The sequence below is a fragment of the Streptomyces sp. NPDC014894 genome, from assembly GCF_043080985.1.
GTDB lineage: Bacteria > Actinomycetota > Actinomycetes > Streptomycetales > Streptomycetaceae > Streptomyces.
In genome coordinates this window covers 406,526-427,774 of record NZ_JBIBWD010000006.1, presented here as the reverse complement: position 1 = coordinate 427,774, position 21,249 = coordinate 406,526, and the positions used below count along the sequence as shown (strand labels likewise).

At 75.2% G+C, this 21,249-nt stretch carries 18 protein-coding genes; 10 read left to right on the top strand and 8 right to left on the bottom strand.

Going from position 1 to position 21,249, the window contains the following annotated elements; translation table 11 throughout:
- Positions 1–20: 20 nt before the first annotated feature.
- Both ACF089_RS17695 and ACF089_RS17690 read left to right on the top strand, forming a co-directional pair.
- Complete coding sequence (locus ACF089_RS17695; protein ID WP_392027096.1) at positions 21–1,502, top strand: hypothetical protein; 1,482 nt, start codon at positions 21–23, stop codon at positions 1,500–1,502.
- 116 nt (positions 1,503–1,618) lie between these two features.
- Positions 1,619–2,425: a hypothetical protein gene (locus tag ACF089_RS17690; protein WP_392027093.1), complete on the top strand. Its 807-nt coding sequence runs from the start codon at positions 1,619–1,621 to the stop codon at positions 2,423–2,425.
- Positions 2,426–2,588: 163 nt separating this feature from the next.
- Here ACF089_RS17690 and ACF089_RS17685 read toward each other — a convergent pair whose 3' ends face one another.
- A complete protein-coding gene (locus ACF089_RS17685; protein ID WP_392027090.1) occupies positions 2,589–3,323 on the bottom strand; it encodes a GntR family transcriptional regulator in 735 nt (244 codons plus the stop codon).
- Positions 3,324–3,672: 349 nt separating this feature from the next.
- Between ACF089_RS17685 and ACF089_RS17680 the strand changes: the two genes are divergently transcribed.
- Entirely contained in the window at positions 3,673–4,518 is an 846-nt protein-coding gene (locus tag ACF089_RS17680) for a (2Fe-2S)-binding protein (RefSeq protein WP_392027087.1), read from the top strand.
- 230 nt (positions 4,519–4,748) lie between these two features.
- The gene (locus ACF089_RS17675) at positions 4,749–5,840 is read left to right on the top strand and encodes a DUF2637 domain-containing protein (protein ID WP_392027085.1); all 1,092 of its coding nucleotides are present in this window, start codon (positions 4,749–4,751) and stop codon (positions 5,838–5,840) included.
- 179 nt (positions 5,841–6,019) lie between these two features.
- On the opposite strand, the gene ACF089_RS17670 is transcribed toward ACF089_RS17675, so the two are convergent.
- From ACF089_RS17670 to ACF089_RS17660, 3 genes are all read right to left on the bottom strand, one after another.
- Complete coding sequence (locus ACF089_RS17670) at positions 6,020–6,403, bottom strand: ATP-binding protein (RefSeq protein WP_392027082.1); 384 nt, start codon at positions 6,401–6,403, stop codon at positions 6,020–6,022.
- 395 nt (positions 6,404–6,798) lie between these two features.
- Entirely contained in the window at positions 6,799–8,541 is a 1,743-nt protein-coding gene (locus ACF089_RS17665; RefSeq protein WP_392027079.1) for a pyruvate dehydrogenase, read from the bottom strand.
- Between the two features lie 101 nt (positions 8,542–8,642).
- Positions 8,643–10,283, bottom strand: a complete 1,641-nt coding sequence (locus ACF089_RS17660) for a protein phosphatase 2C domain-containing protein (protein WP_392027076.1) — start codon at positions 10,281–10,283, stop codon at positions 8,643–8,645.
- An 825-nt stretch (positions 10,284–11,108) separates the two neighbouring features.
- Here ACF089_RS17660 and ACF089_RS17655 point away from each other — a divergent pair.
- Positions 11,109–12,059, top strand: a complete 951-nt coding sequence (locus ACF089_RS17655) for a helix-turn-helix domain-containing protein (RefSeq protein ID WP_392027073.1) — start codon at positions 11,109–11,111, stop codon at positions 12,057–12,059.
- Between the two features lie 69 nt (positions 12,060–12,128).
- On the top strand, positions 12,129–12,611 hold the full coding sequence (locus tag ACF089_RS17650) for a DUF456 domain-containing protein (protein WP_392027071.1): 483 nt from the start codon (positions 12,129–12,131) through the stop codon (positions 12,609–12,611).
- A gap of 53 nt (positions 12,612–12,664) precedes the next feature.
- Here ACF089_RS17650 and ACF089_RS17645 read toward each other — a convergent pair whose 3' ends face one another.
- Complete coding sequence (locus ACF089_RS17645; RefSeq protein ID WP_392027069.1) at positions 12,665–13,948, bottom strand: SGNH/GDSL hydrolase family protein; 1,284 nt, start codon at positions 13,946–13,948, stop codon at positions 12,665–12,667.
- Positions 13,949–14,152: 204 nt separating this feature from the next.
- Here ACF089_RS17645 and ACF089_RS17640 point away from each other — a divergent pair, with 204 nt between their 5' ends.
- Positions 14,153–14,524: a PPOX class F420-dependent oxidoreductase gene (locus ACF089_RS17640; RefSeq protein WP_392027066.1), complete on the top strand. Its 372-nt coding sequence runs from the start codon at positions 14,153–14,155 to the stop codon at positions 14,522–14,524.
- 55 nt (positions 14,525–14,579) lie between these two features.
- Here the strand turns inward: ACF089_RS17640 and rsgA are convergent, their stop codons facing one another.
- The 3 genes from rsgA to ACF089_RS17625 all read right to left on the bottom strand — a co-directional run bounded on the left by rsgA (position 14,580) and on the right by ACF089_RS17625 (position 17,272).
- Entirely contained in the window at positions 14,580–15,695 is a 1,116-nt protein-coding gene (gene rsgA / locus ACF089_RS17635; RefSeq protein ID WP_392027064.1) for a ribosome small subunit-dependent GTPase A, read from the bottom strand.
- Positions 15,696–15,946: 251 nt separating this feature from the next.
- Positions 15,947–16,843 carry an LLM class flavin-dependent oxidoreductase gene (locus ACF089_RS17630; protein ID WP_392027061.1) on the bottom strand — a complete coding sequence of 299 codons (897 nt, stop codon included), beginning with the start codon at positions 16,841–16,843 and terminating at the stop codon, positions 15,947–15,949.
- Between the two features lie 39 nt (positions 16,844–16,882).
- Entirely contained in the window at positions 16,883–17,272 is a 390-nt protein-coding gene (locus tag ACF089_RS17625) for a RidA family protein (RefSeq protein ID WP_392027058.1), read from the bottom strand.
- Between the two features lie 252 nt (positions 17,273–17,524).
- On the opposite strand from ACF089_RS17625, the gene ACF089_RS17620 reads away from it, so the two are divergent.
- From ACF089_RS17620 to ACF089_RS17610, 3 genes are all read left to right on the top strand, one after another.
- On the top strand, positions 17,525–18,484 hold the full coding sequence (locus ACF089_RS17620; RefSeq protein ID WP_392027054.1) for an L-tyrosine 3-hydroxylase: 960 nt from the start codon (positions 17,525–17,527) through the stop codon (positions 18,482–18,484).
- Between the two features lie 144 nt (positions 18,485–18,628).
- Positions 18,629–20,440, top strand: coding sequence for a gamma-glutamyltransferase family protein (locus tag ACF089_RS17615; protein ID WP_392027051.1), 1,812 nt, complete (start codon positions 18,629–18,631; stop codon positions 20,438–20,440).
- A 110-nt stretch (positions 20,441–20,550) separates the two neighbouring features.
- Positions 20,551–21,081: a VOC family protein gene (locus ACF089_RS17610; protein WP_392027048.1), complete on the top strand. Its 531-nt coding sequence runs from the start codon at positions 20,551–20,553 to the stop codon at positions 21,079–21,081.
- Positions 21,082–21,249 lie beyond the last annotated feature (168 nt).

The following is a 21,249-nucleotide window of genomic DNA, read 5'->3' as shown; positions in this document are numbered from 1 at the left end:
ACCCATCCCCCGGAGTCGCCGTGACACCCCCGAACGCCGCCCCGCCCCGACTGCTCGTCGCCGACCATGTGGCCGGATCCATCAGGGTGTTGAGCCTTCCCGACGGCCGCGAGACGGGCCGGATCGAGGGCCGCTCGCTCGCCGAGCACGCCGGATTCCTGGCCCTGCCCGGGGGCCGCACCGCCTTCGTGGACGACCTCGCGGGCGAGCTGGTCGTCCTCGATCCGTACGGTCCCGACGCCGGCCGGCCGCTGATCGCGGCCACCGCGCCGGTGGCGACGCCCGCCGAGCATCTGGCCGCCGACCCCTCCGGGCGACTGCTCGCGGTGAGCACCGGGCTCGGCCGGAACGAGGAGGCGTGGAGCGATCTGCTGACCGCCGTGGACCTCGCCGGACCCGGCCGCCCCCGCTCGACCCGGGTCCGCACCCGCGCGGGCGAGCCCGGGGTGACACTGCTCGGGCCGGCCGCGCGCAAGGCCAGGACCAGTACGTACGGACCGAATGACCCGGACCGCGCGAACGACCCGGACGGTACGAACGACCCGGGCGACCCGGGCGGCTCGAACGGACCGAACGGCTCGAACGGCCCCGGGGCGCGCGAGGCCCCCGACGCGCTGGTCGTGCTGCGGCACCGCGAACCCGGCTCGCTCACCGCGTACCGTCACGCCGACCTGCTGGCCGCCGCGCCCTCCTGCCCGCCCGCCGCGCCCGTGCGCGACCTCCCCCTGCCGGACCACGACGGCCACGGCGACGCCCACGACCCCGCGACCGGGCGGCTGTTCGCGGCGGCGGGCTCGGGCGTCCACCGGGCCCGCCGGGCCGGCTCCGGGCTCGTCGCCGAGGAGTCCCTCTCCTGGGGCGGCCCGGGCCGGGGATATTTCCTGCGCCTCGATCCGGTGCGCCGGATGCTCTGGTCCTGTGTACGGGGCGGGCCCGCCGACCCCGGGCGGTGGCCGGAATGGACCAACGACGCCTGGTGGCACCTCCTCGACCCGCCCGCCTCCGAAGCGGCGACTTCCGGCCACTCCCCCATCGGCGGAGTCGCTCTGGAGCACTCGGCGGGCGCGCGGAACGCGCCGCGCGCCCCCGGACGCGTCGGGCGGGTGCCGCTCGGCCCCGGACTCGTCTTCCGGCTGGCGGTCGCCGCGCGCCACATCGCCTTCGCCCGGGTCCACCCCGACGGCGATGAGCTGGTCCTCGTCGCGGCGGAGCCCGGCGGGACGCCCCGGGTCGCCGGCCGGCTGCCGCTGCCCGCGATGGCCGGGGCCCCGCGCGCGGGAGGGACCCCGTGGGACGGTGTGCAGCGCCGGGCGATCGCCGCCTCGCCCGGCGGCGACCTGGTCGCGGTGAGCCGCGGCGGCCATGGCGAGATCCATCTGGTGGACGCCGCGCGGGCGGAGCCGGTGACGACGCTGCGGCTGCCCACCCCGCTCGACGAGGGTGGCCATCTCGCGCTGGTCCGCCCGGGCGACGGGGCGGAGCTGGATCCGGTCGGCCGATGAGAGTTTGTGAAATAATTCACCCAACCCCTTGGCCCGGCACCCCCATCCATGCTGAGATTCCCTCGACTCAACAGCTCAATGGCGTGCTCGGGGAGGGCGTAGTGGCGCATACCGCCATGTCTGGTTCCGGAACCACAGCAGGTGACGATCCCCTCCAGACCGCGGTATGGCGGCTGCGCTCGCGCGGCTGCTGGACCGACGCGGCGGCTCTGCTGGAGCCCCACGCGGCGTCGCCCGCCGCGGCCCTGGAGCGGGCCGGACTCCTGGTGGAGCGCTGCCTGTTCACCGGGGAGGGCTGGGCCGAGGCGGAGGACGCCCTGCGCACCGCGGAGGCCGTGGCCCGGGACGACGAGGAGCGCGGCGGCGCGGCGTCCGAGCGCGGCCGGCTGGCGTACGCGGCCACCCGGCGCGGGGTCCGGGACCGGGCGGACGAGGCCCGCTCGGCGCTCGGCCGGGCGGCGGCGCTGCTCGCGCCGACCTCGCCGGGCCGGCCGCTGCTCGACTTCCGGCGCGGACTGGTGGCCGAGCACATCGCGGCCTCCCCGCAGGCCGCCCGGGCCGCCTACCGCCGGGCGCACGAGGGCGCGGCGGCCCAGGGGGACCCGCTGCTGCTCTCCTTCACCTGGCACCACCAGGCCGGACTCCACCTCCAGGAGGGCGAGTTGACGCAGGCGCGGCACGGTTTCACCGAGGCGCTGCGGATCCGGGTGGAGCTGGGGTATCTGATCGGCACGGCCCCGACGCTGGCCTCGCTCGCCGACTGCGAGCCGGAGCCGGAGGCGAGCCGGCTCCGGGCCGAGGCCGGACGGCTGTTCCGGCTGCTCGGCGGGGTGCCGGTCTGGCTCGCGGCGCGGCTCGCCCTGCCCGCCCAGCTCACCGCCCCCGCCGTGGGCCCGCCGGTCCGGCCGGAGCCCGCGACCTGACCGTCCGCCCGCGGAGCGCCCCCGGCGTCCGGCCCTCAAGGGCCGGGCGGCCACGGCCGACACTCCGGACATGGCGTACGCACCCACTCGCCGGGCCGGACACGGCCGGCGCGTCCCCGCCCGCGGGCCTCTTCACCCGTACGGGCCCGGGCGGACGGCCGGCTCAGACCTCCGCGCCGCCGAAGTGGGCGCGTACGAGTCGGCGCACCGCCTCCTGGTCGCCCGCGATCAGGGCGTCGAGCAGCGCCGTGTGCTGCGCCGCGTCGGCGGCCAGGTCGGCGCGGCGGGCGGCGGGCCCGGCGGCGAGGGGCCACGCGGAGCGGCGGTGGAGATCGGCGGCGACGGTCACCAGCTGGGCGTTGCCGCCGAGGGAGAGCAGGGCGCGGTGGAAGGCCCGGTCGGCCTCCGCGTATCTCGCCCGGTCGCCTTCGGCGGCCGCGGTCTCGGTGGCGCAGGCGAGGGGGCGCAGTTCGCGCCAGCGGGCGGCGGGGACGGTGCGGGCCAGCCGGAGGATGACCGGGGCCTCGATCATGGCGCGGACCTCGGCGATCTCGGCGAGTTCGCGGGGGCCTCGGGCCGCGACCCGGAAGCCCCGGTTGGGGACCACCTCCACCGCGCCCTCGGCCGCCAGCCGCTGCATCGCCTCGCGGACGGGGGTGGCGGAGACGCCGAAGCGCTCGCCGAGCGCCGGGGCGGAGTAGACCTCGCCGGGGACGAGTTCGCCGTCGGCGAGGGCGGAGCGCAGGGCGCGGAGGATCTGGCCGCGCACCGAGTGCCGCCGGACCGTGTGGGCGGCGACCGCGGGCGGGGCGGGCGGCTCGCCGTGGGTGTGCTCGCCCCGGGTGCGCTCGGGACGGACCTCCTCCGGCAGACGCGCCCGGCCCCCGGAGGCGGGCACTGGCACTGGCGCCGCGGAGAGGGCGGGGGCGGCGGCGACCGGCACCGGCACGGACCCCGCGGGGGCAGACGGGGGCACGGCGGGGGCGGACGCGGGCGCGGGCACGGGGCGCGCGGAGGCACGGGGTCTCGCCGTCTCGGCGGTCCGGGAGCGGCACGGCTGAGGGGGCGACGCCGCCTGACCCGCTCGGGCCTGCTCCATCTCGGGTCCTCCTCCGGCCGGATGCCGGGCCCGCCGGCACGAACCGGGCCCCTGTGCACGATAGGCGGACGAAGCCTCAGTTCACACATCACCCCGGTCGGGTAAGGTAAGCCTTACCTGCTAACGATCGCGATTCGGTGGTCCCGGCATGACGTCTCCCGTGATCCTGCCCGCCCTCGTCTCCCCCGTCGAGGACGCGTACTCCCGCCTGACCGAGGTCTTCCCCCGGCTGACGGTGCGTGAGCTGCGCCCCGGAGAGCTGACCCCGGCGGGCGACGGCTGGGTGAACGCGGAGGAGCTGGCGCGCGGAGGGGCCGCGCTGGACGCGTTTCTCGCCTGGGACGCGGCCCAGGTGCTCCGGGACCACGGCCAGGAGGGCCGGCCGGACGTGGTGACCGGCTTCGGTCTGCACCGCTACGCCTGGCCCGCCTGTCTCCTCGTCACCGTGCCCTGGTTCCTGGCCCGTCGGGTGCCCCGGCTCGCCCCGGGACAGGTCTCCTTCCGGCGCGCGCACGGCCGGATGGCCGTCCGGGTCGCCGAGTTCGCCTGTCTCCCCGGGGATCCGGCGGCCCGGCTGCCGGGCGCCCGGGTGGTGCCGGACGAGGAGGCGCTCCGCGCCGAGGTGCGCTCCGTCGTCGCCGCGCACCTCGGCCCCGTGGCGGAGGGCTTCGCGCCCCGGATGCGCCGCGGACGGCGTTCCCTCTGGGGCATGGTGACGGATGATCTGATCGAGGGGATCTGGCACATCGGGAATCTCCTCGGCGAGGAGTCGAGGGTGATCTCGGAGCTGGAACTGCTGCTGCCGGGAGCGCTCGCGCCCTATGTGGGAATTCCCGGTTTCCGGCATCTGACCGGACCCCGGGGCGAACGACTGGCGACCCGGGACCGGGCGAGCTGCTGCCTGTTCTATACACTGCGGCCCGACGACACCTGTGTCACCTGCCCCCGCACCCACGACACCACCCGGGTGGCGCGACTGCTGCCGAGTGCCTGATCACTGGCCCGGCGGTTGTCACGCGGCGGATGTCACGCCACCCGTCCGAGTGATATAAATCGTACGCAACTCACTCTGCCCGTACGGCAGTTCGAGTGAAACCCATCTATCCGTATGCCGTATGGCCCCATTGGCGTTCTCTTGCCACAAAACCCCCTGGGATCGCCGGGACTTCGGTCAATATGGCGGCCGAAACGCCCTACCGCGATGCAGATGCAAGGGACACCAACATGAGAGACATATCGCTAACCTGGCTGCTTCCCGGCGGCGTGATGGTCGTGGGAGTCCTGGTCGCGGTCGCAGTGCTCGCGCGCGGCAAGAAGGCCGCGGCCAAGACCCAGCCGGAAGACACCTGGGAGCGCAGCGAGGACCGCCGCAGGCGCAAGGAAGCCATATACGGCACGGCGTCCTACGTGCTCCTCTTCTGCTGCGCCGCCGTCGCCGCCGCGCTCTCCTTCCACGGTCTGGTCGGCTTCGGCAGGCAGAATCTGAACCTGTCCGGCGGCTGGGAGTACCTCGTACCGTTCGGTCTCGACGGCGCGGCCATGTTCTGCTCGGTGCTCGCCGTGCGGGAGGCCAGCCACGGTGACGCGGCCCTCGGCTCACGTCTGCTGGTGTGGACGTTCGCCGGCGCCGCCGCCTGGTTCAACTGGGTGCACGCGCCGCGCGGGCTGGACCACGCGGGCGCGCCGCACTTCTTCGCGGGCATGTCGCTGTCGGCCGCCGTCCTCTTCGACCGCGCCCTCAAGCAGACCCGCCGGGCCGCGCTGCGCGAGCAGGGTCTGGTGCCCCGCCCGCTGCCGCAGATCCGTGTGGTCCGCTGGCTGCGCGCTCCCCGGGAGACCTTCAACGCCTGGTCGCTGATGCTCCTGGAGAACGTCCGCACCCTGGACGAGGCGGTCGAGGAGGTCCGTGAGGACCGGCAGGCGAAGAAGGCCAATCAGCTCCGCGCCCGTGACCAGGCCAAGCTGGACCGGGCCCGGATAAAGGCGCTCAACCGGCAGCACCGCGCCTGGGGCCGGGGCCGGGTCATGCACGAGCCCGAACTGCCCGTGCTGGCCTCCGGGCAGCAGTCGGGTCCGAGCAACTCGGGGAGTGCCGCCCAGGCGCTCACCGAGGGATCGAAACCCGTCGCGGAGCCTGCCATAGAAACCGGACAGCTGCCTCCTCCTCCCTCTCGGCACTCTCTCCAGTCCGGCTCCTCGGCCCACGCAAGTGACCCCATCACGGTCGACCTCACCGCCGAGGACGACACCCAGACCCTGCCCCGTCTCGACTCGCTGGAGCGGAAGCTGAAGGATCTGGAGAAGCAGTTCGGCTGAGCCCGCCCGGGCGCGAGAGCGCTCGGCGGGAGGCGGCTGAAGCCGCGTCAGCGGCACAGCGGCGCGGAGGGCCGGTCCGAGTCATTCGGACCGGCCCTCCGCGCGTTCGGACCGGGAGCCCGGAACCGGTCGCCCGGAACCGGTCGCCCGTACCGCCCGGGGCCGGCCCGCGCGCCGGATCAAGCCGGGTGTTCGTGCAGTTCAAACCAGATGACCTTGCCCGCGCTCTGGGTCCGGACGCCCCAGGAGTCGGCGAGGCTCTCCACCAGGACGAGCCCTCTGCCGTGGATGTCGAGGGCCTCGCGCCTGCGGCCCGGAGCGTCGGGCTCGGGCAGTCCGGGGACGAAGTCCCGCACCTCCACCCGCAGGGTCGAGGAGGCGACCGTCGCCGTGACCACCGCGCCGTGCCCGGTGTGGATGAGGGCGTTGGTGACCAGCTCGCTGGCGAGCAGCTGGGCCACATCGGCCGTATCGGGCCCGTCCCACGTCCGCAGTAGTTCCCGCAGCGCCCGCCGCACCTCCCCGACGGACCTCAGGTCGGCACAGCCCAGCCGCCGGTGCAAGGGCTCGTGCCCCGGAGCGGCACTCGGTGCCCTGCCGGGCGTCCGGGCCGCCGCCCGGGCCGCGACCGGCTCCGGCTGCACGCCCTGCGGCGCCGCCCGCCGGCCGGTGCGCCCCGGGCACCCGTATCCGCCCAGCCGGCCTCCGCGGCCCCCTTGGCCTGCGCCTCCGGCCCCTCCCTGATGTGTCGTCATATCCCCACCCGCACGTCGGACCGCTGTCACGACTGGCTCCGTGTCTCGAACACTTTCACGGAGTGCAGTGCCCCCAGTGCCCCCGGCCCACGCCTGCCGAACGGTCAACCGGTGCCAGGAGCCGGAGCGATTTCGTACCGACTGCGGACGGCGTCTACGCCTGTTGCCGGAGACGGCGCTCATCCCCGGTACCGCCGGGGTCCTTAGGGCCTGGGCACATTGCGCAGATTGGAGCGGGCCATCTGCACCATCCGCCCCACCCCGCCGTTGAGCACGATCTTGCTGGCGGAGAGCGCGAATCCGGTCACCATCTCGGCGCTGATCCTGGGCGGGATGGAGAGCGCGTTCGGATCGGTCACCACGTCCACCAGCGCCGGGCCCTTGTGCCGGAAGGCGTCCTTGAGCGCGCCGGCGAGCTGTTTCGGCTTCTCGACCCGCACCCCGTGGGCCCCGGCGGCCCGGGCGAGCGCGGCGAAGTCCGGATTGACGTTGGTCGTCCCGTACGAGGGAAGCCCGGCGACCAGCATCTCCAGCTCCACCATCCCCAGCGAGGAGTTGTTGAAGAGCACCACCTTCACCGGCAGGTCGTACTGGACGAGGGTGAGGAAGTCTCCCATCAGCATGGTGAATCCGCCGTCGCCGGAGAGCGAGACGACCTGGCGGCGGCGGTCGACCAGCTGGGCGCCGATCGCCTGCGGCAGGGCGTTGGCCATCGAGCCGTGGCTGAACGAGCCGATGATCCGGCGGCGGCCGTTGGGCGAGAGATAGCGGGCCGCCCAGACATTGCACATGCCGGTGTCCACGGTGAAGACGGCGTCGTCCGCCGCCAGCTCGTCCAGGACCGAGGCGACGTACTCCGGATGGATCGGCACGTGCTTCTCCACCTTGCGGGTGTACGCCTTGATCACGCCCTCCAGCGCGTCGGCGTGCTTCTTCAGCATCTTGTCCAGGAACTTGCGGTCCGTCTTGGCCCGCACCCGGGGAATGACACAGCGCAGGGTCTCGCGCACATCGCCCCAGACCGCGAGCGCCAGCTGCGAGCGACGGCCCAGGTTCTCGGGCCGGATGTCCACCTGGACGATCTTCACATCGTCGGGGAGGAAGGCGTTGTACGGGAAGTCCGTGCCGAGCAGGATCAGCAGATCGCACTCGTGGGTGGCCTCGTACGCCGCTCCGTAGCCGAGCAGTCCGCTCATGCCGACGTCGTACGGATTGTCGTACTGGATCCACTCCTTGCCGCGCAGCGCGTGCCCCACCGGGGACTTCACCCGCTCGGCGAACTGCATCACCTCGGCGTGCGCGCCCGCCGTGCCGCTGCCGCAGAACAGGGTGACCCGATTCGCCCCGTCGATCAGCCGGACCAGCTTGTCGATCTCGTCGTCGCCCGGCCGCACCGACGGGCGGGAGGTGACCAGGGCGTGTTCGACGGACTTCTCGGGCGCGGGCTGGGAGGCGATGTCCCCCGGGAGGGTGACCACGCTGACTCCGCTGCGGCCGATCGCGTGCTGGATCGCCGTCTGGAGCAGCCGCGGCATCTGCTGGGGATTGGAGATCATCTCGCTGTAGTGGGAGCACTCCCGGAAGAGCTGGTCCGGATGGGTCTCCTGGAAGTAGCCCAGACCGATCTCGCCGGACGGAATGTGGGAGGCGAGGGCGAGCACGGGGGCCATCGAGCGGTGGGCGTCGTACAGACCGTTGATGAGATGGAGGTTCCCCGGGCCGCAGGAGCCGGCGCAGGCCGCCAGGGTGCCGGTGATCTGGGCCTCGGCCCCGGCGGCGAACGCCGCGGTCTCCTCGTGCCGGACCTGGATCCAGTCGATGGCCGAATTGCGGCGGATGGCGTCGACCACCGGGTTGAGGCTGTCGCCGACGACTCCGTACAGCCGCCGGACGCCGGCGCGGACGAGGATGTCGACGAACTGCTCCGCGACGTTCTGCTTGGCCATGGGTGAGCGCCCTCTCTGCGGTGTGACGGCCCGGAGAGTCCATCAACCCATGGCCGGCGCGGTTCCGCCTCTCGGTCGCCCCCGTGCGGGACGGCCCCGGGTCACCCCTCCCAGACCGCCGCGGCGGTGCGGTCGTCCGCGTACCCCTTCACCCTGAGCTGGGCGTCCGCCAGGAACGCGGCGAGACCCGGCGGTTCGGCGGGCCCGCCCCACCGGCCCGCCAGCTCGGCGGCGAGCACCGGCTCCGAGCGCAGGGGATCGGCCAGGCCGGGGCCGCAGAGCAGCAGAACGTCCCCCGGCCGGGCCTCCGCCGCGCGGAAGCGGAACGGCTCCGCCGGGGGCGGCGCCGGGACCCGGGGATCCGCGCCGCCGGGCGCGGCGGCGGACCGGGGTGTTCCGGTCCCGCCCGCGAGCGGGCGCGGTTCGGGCGGCACGGGCTCGATGTCCTGCCAGAGGCCGTCGCGGAGCCGGAGGAGACCGCCGGGACCGGAGCCGAAGAACACCCGGGTGCGGCAGTCCGGGTCGGCGGAGAGCAGCAGACAGCGCAGCCCGGAGGTGTGCTCGGCGAGGTCCGGGGCGTGCTCCGCCGCCGTCGCCCGCATCCTGCCGAGGGTGTGGTCGGTGAGCCGCCGCAGCCCCGCCGCGAGATCGCCGCGGCGACCGGCCCTGATGTCCTCGGAGAGCCGGGCATGGCTGCGCCCGACGGCTCCGCCGATCCGGCGGCAGACGTCCGCGGCGGCGAGATGGGCCCCGGCGGCGGACCGGGCCCCGCCCGCCACCGCGACCAGCACCAGGGCGGCGGGCCCGCTCCCGAACCGCGCGGTGAGCAGGGCCTCGCGGCGCACCTCCCCCCGGTAGCGCGCTGAGTCCCCGCGCACGGAGGCGGCCCGCAGGGTGAACGAGCCGTAGGCGGCCCCCTCGACGACCGTGTCGGGGACGAGATGCCCGAGATTCTCCGGGGTGGCGGCGGGGAGGGCCGTCGGCTCGGACGCGTAGGTCGGCGGGCCGTCGCCGACATACGCCGGGCGTATGTCGGGCTCGCTCACGGGCGGGGGCGGGAGCGGGGCCTGCGGCGGGTACGGGACGGGCTGGGGCGGCGCGCCCGGCGGAGGCGGCGGGGGCTGCGGCGGACCGCTCAGCGGCGGGTACGTGATGGCCGGCGGCTCGGCCGGGGGCGCGGGCGGCGGGGGCGGCGGGAACTCCAGCGGCGGCTCCCAGGGGGCGCGCGGCCGGGCCGGGCCGCTGTCGTACCCGGACTCCCCGGCCGGCGCGGGGCTCTCCTCGGCCGGCGCGGACCACGGAACGCCCGCGCTAGGGCCCGGCCGGACGGCTCCTCCCCCGGCGGCCCCCGGCGTCTCCTCGTCCGCACGCTCCACCGGGCCCCGGCGACCGGTCCCGACGCCGTCGGACATGCCCCCCGCCGGGGTCGGTTCGGCCTCCCACCAGGCCCGCTCGGGGGCCGGGTCGGGGACGGGGGCCGGGTCGGGGACGGGGTCGGGGGCCACCGCGCGGGCGGCCGAGGCGAACCGCGCGTCGAGGGTGTCGTCCGGGCGCGCCCGGAGTCCGGGCTCCTCGGGGCGGATCCGGCTCCCGGGGCCCGCCTGCCGTTCGGCCCGTTCGGCCCGTTCGGCCCGCTCACCCGGCTCAGCCCGTTCGGCCCGTTCGGCGGGGCCCGCCCCGGCGGCCCCTCCCGGACCGGTGCGTAAACCGGAATCCCTGCCCGGGCCCAGGGGACGCCCCACGCCGGGTCCCGCGCCCGAAGCCGTTCCGGCGCCCGCCTCCGGCCCGACCCGCTTGCCCAGGCCGACGCCCGGACCGGAACCGGAATCCGTCTCTGTGCGGCTACGGCCGGCGGGGTCTGCGCGCTCGCCGAAGCCGGTCCCCGGGCCGGCGCCGGAGACCGGGCCGGCGCCGGAGACCGGGCCGGTTCCGGGGTCCGCGCCGCCGGCGGCCCGTTCGCCGGGGTCCGGGCGGTCCGGGCCCGGGGCGGAGTGCGCGTCGCGGACGGCGCGGGTGTCGCGTGCGTCGCGGACGGGCCGGGCGGCCTGCTGCGGACCCGGGGCGCGGCCTGACCGGTCCGGCCCGGTACCGGAATCCCGGCCCGCGCCCGTGTCCGTAACCGCGCCCCCGCCGGCGCGGCCCGTTCCCGTGCCCGGGGCGGTCGCGGGGTCCGGAGGAGTGTTCGTTACGGCGGCGGCGCCCGGGTCCGCGTTCGTTTTCGTGTCCGAATCCCCGCTCGCGCCGGGGCCCGCCCCGGCTTCCGCGCGCGCGTCCCGGTCCGGCGCGGGCGCGTCGTACAGCCGGTCCCACCAGTCGTCTTCGGCCTGCTGACTCATGCTCTTCATTGTCCACCGGGAGGGCCTCCCGGAAACGGCCGTCCGGGAAAGCCGCCGGGGCGGACCGTGCGCGTACTCCCGCTCCCCCAGCGGGAGTTGAGGCTCCCGGGGCCGCCGGCTCCGCGCGTTCGGGGCGGACGCGGCGGTCGGACGCGGGAGCCGCGTGACCTCCCCCATGCCCGGACGCTCCCCGGTGCAGGGATGATGTGCGTGGCGTCAAGGGGAGGTCCGGTGCTGGGAGCGATTGGTCTCGACGCGAGACAGGAGTCCGCGTATCGCGCGCTGGTCGCGCTCGGAGCGGCGGAGGTCGGCGATCTCGCGCATCGGCTGGCGCTGCCGGAGACCGATACGGAGCACGCGCTGCGCCGACTGGAGCAGCAGGGGCTCGCCGCGCGGTCGTCGGCGGGCGAGGAGCGCTGGGTGGCCGCCCCGCCCGGGGTGGCGCTGGGCGCGCTGCTGACCCGGCAACGGGCCGACCTGGAGCGGGCCGAGCTGGCGGCGACGGCGCTGGCCTGCGAGTACCGGGCCGAGGCCGCCGAGCCGGCCGTACACGATCTGGTGGAGGTGGTGACGGGCGCGAGCGCGGTCGCCCGACGGTCGGCGCAGCTGCTGCTGGGCGCGGCGCACGAGGTCTGCACCCTGATCACCGCCGCCGACGTCCGCCCCGAGGTGCGGCCCGGGGTGACGTACCGGGTGGTCGTGGAGCGCGAGGCGCTGTCGCGGGGGACGCGGGAGCTGATCGGCGCGCTGGGGCCGGACGGCCGGGTGCGCGTGGTGGACCGGGTGCCGAGCCGGCTGGTGGTCGCCGATCGCGCGCTGGCGATGATTCCGCTGACCGCGCGGGACAGCGGCCCCGCCGCGCTGGTCGTGCACGACTGCGGTCTGCTGGATTCGCTGCTCGGCCTCTTCGAGGCGGTGTGGCGCGAGGCGCTGCCGCTGCGGCTGACGCCCGGGGGGTACGAGGAGTCGGCGGCCGGCCCGGACGCCACCGACCTGGAGATTCTGTCGCTGCTGCTCGCGGGGATGACGGACGCGCGGGTGGCGAAACGGCTGGATCTGGGGCTGCGGACGGTGCAGCGGCGGGTGAAGGGGCTGATGGAGCTGACGGGTGTGACGACCCGGCTCCAGCTGGGCTGGCACGCCTACGCCAAGGGCTGGGTGGCGCGCGACCCGCTGGATTGAGGCCCCGGGCGCGGGGCCTCGCGCGGGGTGCGAACTGCGGGATCGGCCCCGATCCCGCACCCTTGGCAGATGAGCGTGTGGCAGCTCGTGCTGGTCGGCCTGGTGATGGTGCTGGGCCTCGTCGGGGTGATGGTCCCGGGGGTGCCCGGGCGGTGGCTGGTCTGGGCTGCGGTGCTCTGGTGGGCGCTGCACGAGCTGTCGGCGACGGCGTGGGTGCTGCTGGTGGCCGCGACGGTGCTGCTTCTGGTGGACCAGGTCGTGGTGTGGCTGCTGCCCGTGCGCCGGGCCGGGCGGGCGGGTCTCACCCGGCGGTTGAGGGTCTTCGCGGGGCTGGGGGCCGTGGCCGGATTCGTGGTGCTGCCGGTGGTGGGGGCGGTGCCGGGGTTCGTCGGGGGGATCTACGCCGCCGAGCGGATGCGGCTGGGCGGTCACGGCCAGGCGAGGGCGTCCGCCCGGGCGGCGATGCGGGCGGCGGGGACGAGTCTGCTGGTGGAGCTGTTCGCCTGTCTGCTGGTGGCGGGGGCGTGGCTGGCGGTCGTGGTGTGGGGCTGACCGGGTGAACGGCTCGCGGGGCCCCGGGGAGTCCGCGGGAGGCTCCCGGGAGGTCAGTGCTGGGCCGCCGCCCGGGTGACCCGGTCGTCCCTCGTCGGCGCGGACAGATCGTCGAGGTCGACGGCGTCGGCCAGGGCCTGGAGGCCGGCGTCGTTGAAGTGGAGGTGGTCCCCGGGGTCGTAGGCGGGCAGGATCCGCTCGGGCCGCTCGGGGTCGCGGACGGCCGCGTCGAAGTCGGCGACGCCGTCGAAGATTCCGCCGGTCCTGATGAGGTGGTTGACCGACTGGCGGGCCGCCTCCCGGGCGGGGGTGTGGCCGCCGTGTCCGGCGAAGGGGGCGATGGTGCCGCCGATGACGCGGATGCCGCGGGCGTGGGCGCGCTGGACGAGTCCCCGGTAGGCGGTCTCGAAGGCGGCGGGGTCGATCTGCTCGGGGACGCCCTTGAGGTCGTTGACGCCCTCCAGCACGATCACGGCCCGTACTCCGCTGCGGGAGAGGACGTCGGCGTCGAACCGGACCAGCCCGGCGGGGCCGGTGCCCTCCAGGAACAGCCGGTTCCCGGCGATTCCGGCGTTGAGCACCCCGAGCTGACGGTGCGGCGGCAGTTCGCGGAGGCGGGCGGCGAGCCGGTCGGGCCAGCGGCGGTTGGCGTCGAGGGTGGAGCCGGTCCCGTCGGTGATGGAGTCGCCGAGCGTGACGACGCTGCCCCGGGCGCGGGAGCCGCGGACGTCGACTCCGGTGAGGTAGTACCAGGACCGGGTGGTGGAGGTGAACCCCGTACCGCTCTCGTCGGCGGTCCGGTCGCCGCCGGGGGCGAGGAAGTTGGTCTGGAAGGCGGAGCGGTGGAGGGTGGCCGGTCCGGCGGAGCCGACGGGGGTGTAGAGGGTGACGAGCAGATTGGCGTCGGCGGGGACCGCCAGCGGCACGGGGTCGGTGAGCAGGTCGCGGCCGGCGGGGACGGTGAAGGCCGACGCGCCCTGGTACGTCGCGCGGCGCATGGAGCCGGGGACCGCGGCGGGGTCGGCGGGCCGTCCGGGGAGCTGGAGCGCGACGGTGACCGCGCCGAGTTGGAGCGGGGTGGCGCCGAACCGGTTGGTGAGCCTGATCCGGGCGAGGCTGCCGCCGACGCTGGTGTGCACCACATTGCGGATGGTGGCGCCGGGCAGCGGGGGCACCGCGTGGGACGGGGCGGCCTGCCAGGTGCCGGTCCAGCCGTGCCGGTGGGCGGCCTGGGCCGTGGTCGCCCGCGCCGTCGCGGACTGGGTGCCCGTGGGGGTGAGGAGGGTGAGCGTCGCGGCTGCCACCAGGGTGCACAGCAGACGTCGGGACGTGGTCATACGGCACCGCCTGTTCACTTCGGGTCCCACGGCACGCGACCCGCGGTCGACGGCGCACGGCTCATGGCCCGCCGCCTGAGCCGACTATACGAGTTCCCCGGCCCGCGCCGGACGCGGGCTCCGCGCCGCCCCGCCGGCCCCGGGCCCAGGACCTGCGCCGATGGGCCGATGCGGGGCGGGGGCCCGGCATGTGAGGCTTCGCATATGACCGAATTCACCGAGGCCGAGCGGGCCTATCTGGCGACCCAGCGGCTGGGGCGACTGGCGACCGTGGATCCCAAGGGGCAGCCGCAGGCGAACCCCGTCGGCTTCTTCCCGCAGGACGACGGCACGATCCTGATCGGCGGGCACGCGCTCGCGACGACGAAGAAGTGGCGCAATCTGCGGACCAATCCGAAGGTCGCGCTGGTCGTGGACGACCTGGTGAGCGTGCGGCCCTGGCGGGTGCGGGGGGTGGACGTCAGGGGCGAGGCCGAGCTGCTGACGGGGCCGCACGAGCTGGGCTCCTTCCTCAGCGAGGAGCTGATCCGGATCCATCCGAAGAAGATTCACAGCTGGGGTCTGGAGGAGGGCTAGCCATGTGCGCCGGGCCCGGCGCGGTCCGGCCGCCGCTGGCCGGGGTGCGCCCGGCTCAGCGCAGCCGGCCCCGCTTGGCCTCCATCGCCGCGCGGCCCTCCGCGCCCTTGAGCCGCCACTCCCTGCGGATCTCGGAGCGGGCCCGGGCATCGGTCTTGGCGACGATGTACCGGTTCTCCCGCTGGAGTTTGCGGTAGCTGTCCAGCCGGCGCTCCGCCAGGGAGCCGTCCGCGATCGCGGCGGTCACGGCGCAGCCCGGCTCGGTCTCGTGCGCGCAGTCGTGGAACCGGCAGTCCTCGGCGAGCGCCTCGATCTCGGCGAAGACCTGGCCCACCCCGGTCCCGGCGTCGAAGAGTCCGACGCCCCGGAGCCCGGGGGTGTCGATCAGCACTCCGCCGCCCGGCAGGACGAGCAGATTCCGGGTCGTGGTGGTGTGCCGCCCCTTGCCGTCGATCTCTCGGATCTCCTGAACGGCCATCACGTCCGCGCCGGCCAGCGCGTTGGCGAGGGTGGACTTCCCGGCGCCGGAGACGCCGAGCAGCACGCTCGTACCCCCGGCGACGACGGCCGCCAGGGTGTCGGTCCCCTGGCCGGTCAGGGAGCTGACGGGCAGCACGGTCACCCCGGGAGCGCCGGCCTCCACGTCCGCGACGAGGTGGGAGAGCCCGACGGGGTCGGGTACGGCGTCGGCCTTGGTGAGCACGACCAGCGGCTGTGCGCCGCTCTCCCAGGCCAGGGCCAGGAACCGTTCGAGCCGCCCGAGGTCCAGCTCGACGGCGAGCGAGACGGCGATGACGGCGTGGTCGACATTGGCCGCGAGGATCTGTCCCTCGGAGCGCTTGGACGAGGTGGAGCGTACGAAGGCGGTGCGGCGCGGGAGAAGGGCCCGGACGAACAGCGGATCGCCCGTGCGCTCGACGGCGGCCCAGTCGCCGGTGCAGATGACCCGCAGCGGATCGCGCGGGGTGACGTACGAGGTGTCGGCCCGGACCGTGCCGTCGGCCGTGACGACGTCGCAGTGGCCCCGGTCGACCCGCACCACCCGCCCGGGCACAAGGCCCCGGGCGGCGTACGGGGCGAACTCGGCCGCCCAGCCGTCGTCCCAGCCGTAGGGGGCGAGGGCGCGCGGGAGGTCCGGACCGGAGGTCGTGGGGAGAGAAGCGTGGTGCAAGGGAAGCCCTTCGAAGGGCGGTCCCGGCGAGCGAGGACTCGCTGTGTGTCAGCCGGAGACCACAGGGGTGGGAAGGATGAACTCCAGATCGCGGGCAGTGCCCGTCACCGTGACCGTCATCAATGTCCTCACCTCCTGATTCCTCGACGAACCGACGCCCCGCCGGGTCCTGGCGGAACCCGGCCACGATAACGCCGGCGAGGGCGGGTGTGCCAGTGCTTTACGAGGGGCCGGCGGCCGGCCCCCTCGGCTCAGAGTTCGCGGGCCGCCGGAAGGGCCGATTCGGCGATGCGGTGGAGGATGTCGGGGTCGGCGGCGTAGACGCCGTGGTCGCGCGGCCAGTGGAGGACGAGGTGGGTGATGCCGGCGGCGGCGTAGCGCTCGGCGAGGGCGAGGAAGGAGTCGGGGGAGGTCAGGAAGGGGCCGGCCGGGTCGGTGGAGACGAAGATCCGGTCGAGTTCGTCCGGGTCGCGGCCGAGGCGGTCGCAGGCGGTGCGGAGGGCGGTGACCTGGGAGGCGACGGCGTCGAGGCACTCCTCGGGGGTGAAGCCGCGGCCCCAGTCGGCGGGGCCGACGCTGACCCAGGCCTGGCCGTGGCGGGCGGCGAGGGCGAGTCCCCGGGGGCCGGTGGCCGCGATGGCGAGGGGGAGGCGGGGGCGCTGGACGCAGCCGGGGATCATCCGGGCCTCGTAGGCGGAGAAGTGCTCGCCCGTGTGGGTGGTGACGGGATCGCGCAGCAGCCGGTCGGTGAGGTGGACGAACTCCTCGAAGCGCTCGGTGCGGGCGCGGCGGGTGAGGGGCTCGGGGTCGATGACGCTGGAGTCGCCCGCGCCGACGGACCCGGCGCCGACGCCGAGGACGAACCGTCCGTGGGAGACGTCGTCGACGGCGATGGCGTCCTTGGCCACGGTGACCGGGTGGCGGAAGTTGGGCGAGGTGACCAGGGTGCCCAGAGTGATGCGGGAGGTGACGCAGGCCGCCGCGGTGAGCACGGGGAAGGTCGAGAACCAGGCGCTGTCGCGCAGGGACCGCCAGGAGAGGTGGTCGTAGGTCCAGGCGGAGTCGTAGCCCAGTTCGTCGGCGGTGCGCCAGCGGTGGGCGGACTCCTTCCAGCGCCGCTCGGGCAGAATCGCCACTCCGATGCGCACCAGGGGCTCCTGTCGTCGGCCGGTCCGGGGACGGTGTGCTCAGCCGGCGACGATCGCGTCGGCCTCGACCTCCACCAGCAGCGAGGGGGCGGCGAGCGCCGAGACCTCGACGATGGTGCTGGCGGGGCGGACCGCGCCGAAGAACTCGATGTGGACGCGGCCGATCGCCTCCAGGGCGCTGATGTCGGTCACGTAGAAGCGGGTCCGTACGACGTCCTCGCGGGCGGCGCCCGCCTTGTCGAGCGCGGCCACGACGCGGCGCAGGCACTCGGCGGTCTGGGCGACGATGTCGGCGCCGCCCACCGGTCCTTCGGGGCCGGCCGAGGTGCAGCCGGCGACCATCACCCAGGGGCCGACCCGTACCGCGCGGGAGTAGCCGAACAGGTCCTCGAAGCGGGTTCCGGTGGAGACGAGCATGCGGTCGGACACCTGTGCTCCTCAGCTGGGTGACGGGCGGGGCGCGGCGCGGACGGGCCCTTCGAGTGTGCCGGAGATCGCGGCCGGGCGAGGGGCCCGGAGCGGGGTCTCTGTCCCGCCGGCGGGACAGGGTCTTCGTCCCGCCCCCGGGAGGGGGCACGAACGGCGGGCCGCGGGAATACGGTTGACGGGCGGAATTCCCCGTCGCGGCGGCGTCCGCCGCCGGCTGAGCGACACCGTCGCCTACTCACCGGGAAAGCCATGATGAGTCTCTCTGACACCGCGGCCCTGTCGGCGTCGCCCCCGAGATCGGCGCGGTGGGAGTTCGGCGGGCATCTGTACGGACTGGAGCCGCTGGCCCTGCCGCCCACCCGGCTGCCCCGGCCGGTCGGGCACGCCCCCGGCCCCTTGCCGGAACGATTAGTTCCGCATCCTCCGGGGCGGGCCGTCGACGGACTGCCGCCCACCAGTGAGAGCGAGGTGGAACGGCTCTTCTGGTTCCGCTGGATCACGGGCCATCAGACGACCTTCATCCTCTGGCAGCTGCTGGCCGCCGTCCTGGACGAGGCCCGGCGGCCCGGCGCCGACCCGGACGCGCTCGCCCGGGGCGCCCGCGCTCTGGTGCGCGGCTACTCCCTGATGCTGCTCTACTCCGGCTCCCCGCCCCGGCCGCTGTACGAGCGGGTGATCAGGGGCCCCATCGCCCGGATGCACCCGAATCTCAGCGGGTCCTGGGCGCGCGACTACGCCGGGGTGCGCCCGCTCATCCGGGGCAAGACCCGGCTGGGCGGCGAGCGGGAGGCGGCCGCCCTCGCCGCCGAGTGCGAGCTGAACGAGCGGGTGCACCGGGGCATCGCCGCCCGGCTGGTGCCGTCCGGGGTCTCGCTGCTGCTCGACGGCGAGGTGCGCCGGGGCGAACGGCCGCTGGGCCGCGACACCCTGCGCTGGCTCTACGACGGCATCTTCCTCACCACCCGGGCGGCGGTCTCCCACGAGGCGGTGACGGGACAGCTGCTCCGCCGGCTGCACGCGATCCTCCTCGATCTGTCCGCGAACGGACTGCACCCCGCGTGCGCTCCCAGCGCCGAGCAGGAGCCCCCGGACCTGCTCGGCGACGACGTACTGGCCCTGACGGCCGCCTTCCCCGAGACCCTGCTCGGACTGGCCGCGATCGCCGGGCCGCCGGGGGCCGGACAGCCGCTCGCCGGCGCCTCGCCCCGCTGACCCTCCGCCCCGCGAAACCGCCGGTACGGCGCCGAAGGACGCCGGCCCGCACCGCCGGAGACCCACCGGAGCCCCGGAGACCGGAGGAATCCGCCGGCACCGCCGGAGATCACCGGACACCGGACACCGCCAGAAAGGGACCCCATGACCGGACCGTTCCACACCGCGGGAAGGCCGGAGCTGTACGGCGCCTTCGGCGCCGTCTCCGCCACCCACTGGCTCCCGTCGGCGGCGGCCATGGCCGTCCTGGAGAAGGGCGGGAACGCCTTCGACGCCGCGGCCGCGGCCGGATTCGTGCTCCAGGTGGTGGAGCCGCACTACAACGGGCTCGGCGGCGATGTGCCGATCCTCTCGTACTCCGCCACGACCGGCGAGGTCCAGGTGATCTGCGGCCAGGGCCCGATGCCGCGGGCCGCGACCCCCGAGCGCTTCCGGTCCCTGGGCCTGGCGGGGATCCCCGGCTCGGGGCTGCTGCCCGCCGTGGTGCCGGGGGCCTTCGGCGCCTGGATCCGAATGCTCGCCGAGCACGGCACCCTGCCCCTCGCCGACATCCTGGAACACGCCGTCGCCCACGCCGAGAACGGCTTCCCGCTGCTGCCCGGCACGGCCGACGCCATCGCGGTCCTCGCTCCCCTCTTCGCCGACGAGTGGTCCGAGTCCGGCCGGGTCTATCTGCCCGGCGGACGGCCCCCGGCGGCCGGGTCCCGATTCCGCAATCCGGCGCTGGCCGCGACCTACCGGCGGCTGCTGCGGGAGGCGCACGCGGCGGGCGGCGACCGGCAGGTCCAGCTCGCGGCCGCCGAACGGGCCTTCTACCAGGGCTTCGTCGCCGAGGCCATCGACTCCTACCTGGCCAAGGCGGAGGTCCTGGACTCCACCGGCCGCCGCCACCGGGCGCTGCTGACCGGACAGGACCTGGCGGAGTGGCGGGCCGCGGCCGAGCCCTCCGTATCGCTGCCGTACGGCGAGTACGCCGTCCACAAGCCCGGCCCCTGGTCGCAGAGCCCGGTCTTCCTCCAACAGCTGGCGCTGCTCGACGGATTCGACCTGGCGGGCATGGGCCAGGACGGCGCGGAGTACGTCCACACCGTCACCGAGTGCGCCAAGCTCGCCTTCGCCGACCGCGAAGCCTGGTACGGCGACCCCGACCACAGCGACATCCCGATCGACACCCTGCTGAGCCCCGCGTACACGGCCGGCCGGCGCGCCCTGGTGGGCCCCCGGGCGGCGGAGGCGCTGCGGCCCGGCTCCCCGGACGGCCGCCGGCCGTGGGTGCCCGAGCCGCCGGACGGCCCCCCGGCGGCGGGCGACGACTGGATGAGCCAGCTCGGCGACGGGCTGCCCACCGTCGTCCGCGCGACCGCCGCCCGCAATGACACCTGCACCGTCGTGGTGGCCGACCGGTTCGGCAATCTGGTGGCGGCGGTGCCGAGCGGCGGATGGCTCAAGAGTTCGCCGGTCGTCCCGGGCCTCGGGTTCTCGCTCGGCACCCGGGGCCAGACCATGACGCTCCAGGAGGGCCACCCCAACTCCCTCGCCCCGGGCCGCCGTCCGCGCACCACCCTCAGCCCGAGCCTGGTGCTCCGGGACGGCCGCCCCTTCCTGGCCTTCGGCACCCCCGGCGGCGACCGGCAGGACCAGTGGACGCTGGAGTTCTTCCTCGGCGTCACGGACTTCGGCCTCGGCCTCCAGGCCGCCACCGAGACCCTCGCCTTCCACACCGACCACTTCTCCTCCTCGTTCACCCCGCACGAGTCCCGCCCCAAGGTCCTCACCGTGGAGCGGAACTGCGATCCGGCGGTCGTGGCGGAGCTGCGGGAACGCGGCCACGACGTCCGGCTCGTCCCCGAGTTCTCGCTCGGGAAGGTCTGCGCCGTGGGGATGGACCACGAGCGCGATCTGCTGCGGGCCGCCGCGAGCCCGCGAGGCCGCCAGACGTACGCCGCGTGCCGCTGACCCGCCCCGCGCCCCGCTCACTCCCCGCGCCTCCCGCACCGGACTCACCGCACCGCCCTCGCACGGAGCCCCGCTCACCGCACCGCCCTCGCACGGAAAGGACTCAGCCCATGCCCGACGCCTCGGCCGCCGGTCTCGCCGGCGCGCCGCCGGGACCGCGGCGCGCCCCGCTCCCGCCGGTGATCCATCACATCGCCGTCCAGACCACCGATCTGGAGGCCAGCCTCGCCTGGTACCGGGACTTCTTCGGAGCCTCGGTCTCCTGGACCCTGGACTCCTTCTCCGAGCTGAGCCTGAGCCGGCTGCCCGGGCTCTCCCGGCTGGCCGAGGTCACCGTGGGCGGCCTCCGCTTCCATCTCTTCACCCGGGGAGCCGAGCACGGCGGCCCGCCGCCCGCCGGCACCCATCAGTTCCAGCATGTGTGTCTGGAGGTGGGCGGCGCGGAGGAGCTGACCGCCTGGCACGCCCGCTGGTTCGCCGTCCACGCCTCGGGCGCCCACCGGTTCACCCGGGACGAGCCGGCCACCGACATCGTCGTCGACGGCGACGGGGTGCGCAGTTTCTACGCGTACGACGTCAACGGGGTGGAGTTCGAATTCACCTGGATCCCGGGCGATCCGCCGGCCGCCCCGGGCCTCTGAACGGCGGCCGGGCGGCCGGACGGGAGCCACGCGATCCGGTTCCGTCGGCCGGGAGTGAGCCATGCCGTCCGGTTCCGGCGGCCGGGCATGGGACCTACCGTCCGGTTCCGGCGGCCGGGCATGGGACCTACCGTCCGGTTCCGGTTCCGGTTCCGTCGGCCGGCAGTG

Bases quoted from the DNA above. Each gene is read 5' to 3' on its own strand.
- ACF089_RS17640 (WP_392027066.1), top strand. From the start codon at position 14,153: ATGACCGAATTCACCGAGGCCGAGCGGGCCTATCTGGCGACCCAGCGG.
- ACF089_RS17675 (WP_392027085.1), top strand. From the start codon at position 4,749: ATGAGAGACATATCGCTAACCTGGCTGCTTCCCGGCGGCGTGATGGTC.
- ACF089_RS17645 (WP_392027069.1), bottom strand. From the start codon at position 13,948: ATGACCACGTCCCGACGTCTGCTGTGCACCCTGGTGGCAGCCGCGACG.
- ACF089_RS17650 (WP_392027071.1), top strand. From the start codon at position 12,129: ATGAGCGTGTGGCAGCTCGTGCTGGTCGGCCTGGTGATGGTGCTGGGC.
- ACF089_RS17680 (WP_392027087.1), top strand. From the start codon at position 3,673: ATGACGTCTCCCGTGATCCTGCCCGCCCTCGTCTCCCCCGTCGAGGAC.
- ACF089_RS17690 (WP_392027093.1), top strand. From the start codon at position 1,619: ATGTCTGGTTCCGGAACCACAGCAGGTGACGATCCCCTCCAGACCGCG.
- ACF089_RS17610 (WP_392027048.1), top strand. From the start codon at position 20,551: ATGCCCGACGCCTCGGCCGCCGGTCTCGCCGGCGCGCCGCCGGGACCG.
- ACF089_RS17665 (WP_392027079.1), bottom strand. From the start codon at position 8,541: ATGGCCAAGCAGAACGTCGCGGAGCAGTTCGTCGACATCCTCGTCCGC.
- ACF089_RS17620 (WP_392027054.1), top strand. From the start codon at position 17,525: ATGAGTCTCTCTGACACCGCGGCCCTGTCGGCGTCGCCCCCGAGATCG.
- ACF089_RS17615 (WP_392027051.1), top strand. From the start codon at position 18,629: ATGACCGGACCGTTCCACACCGCGGGAAGGCCGGAGCTGTACGGCGCC.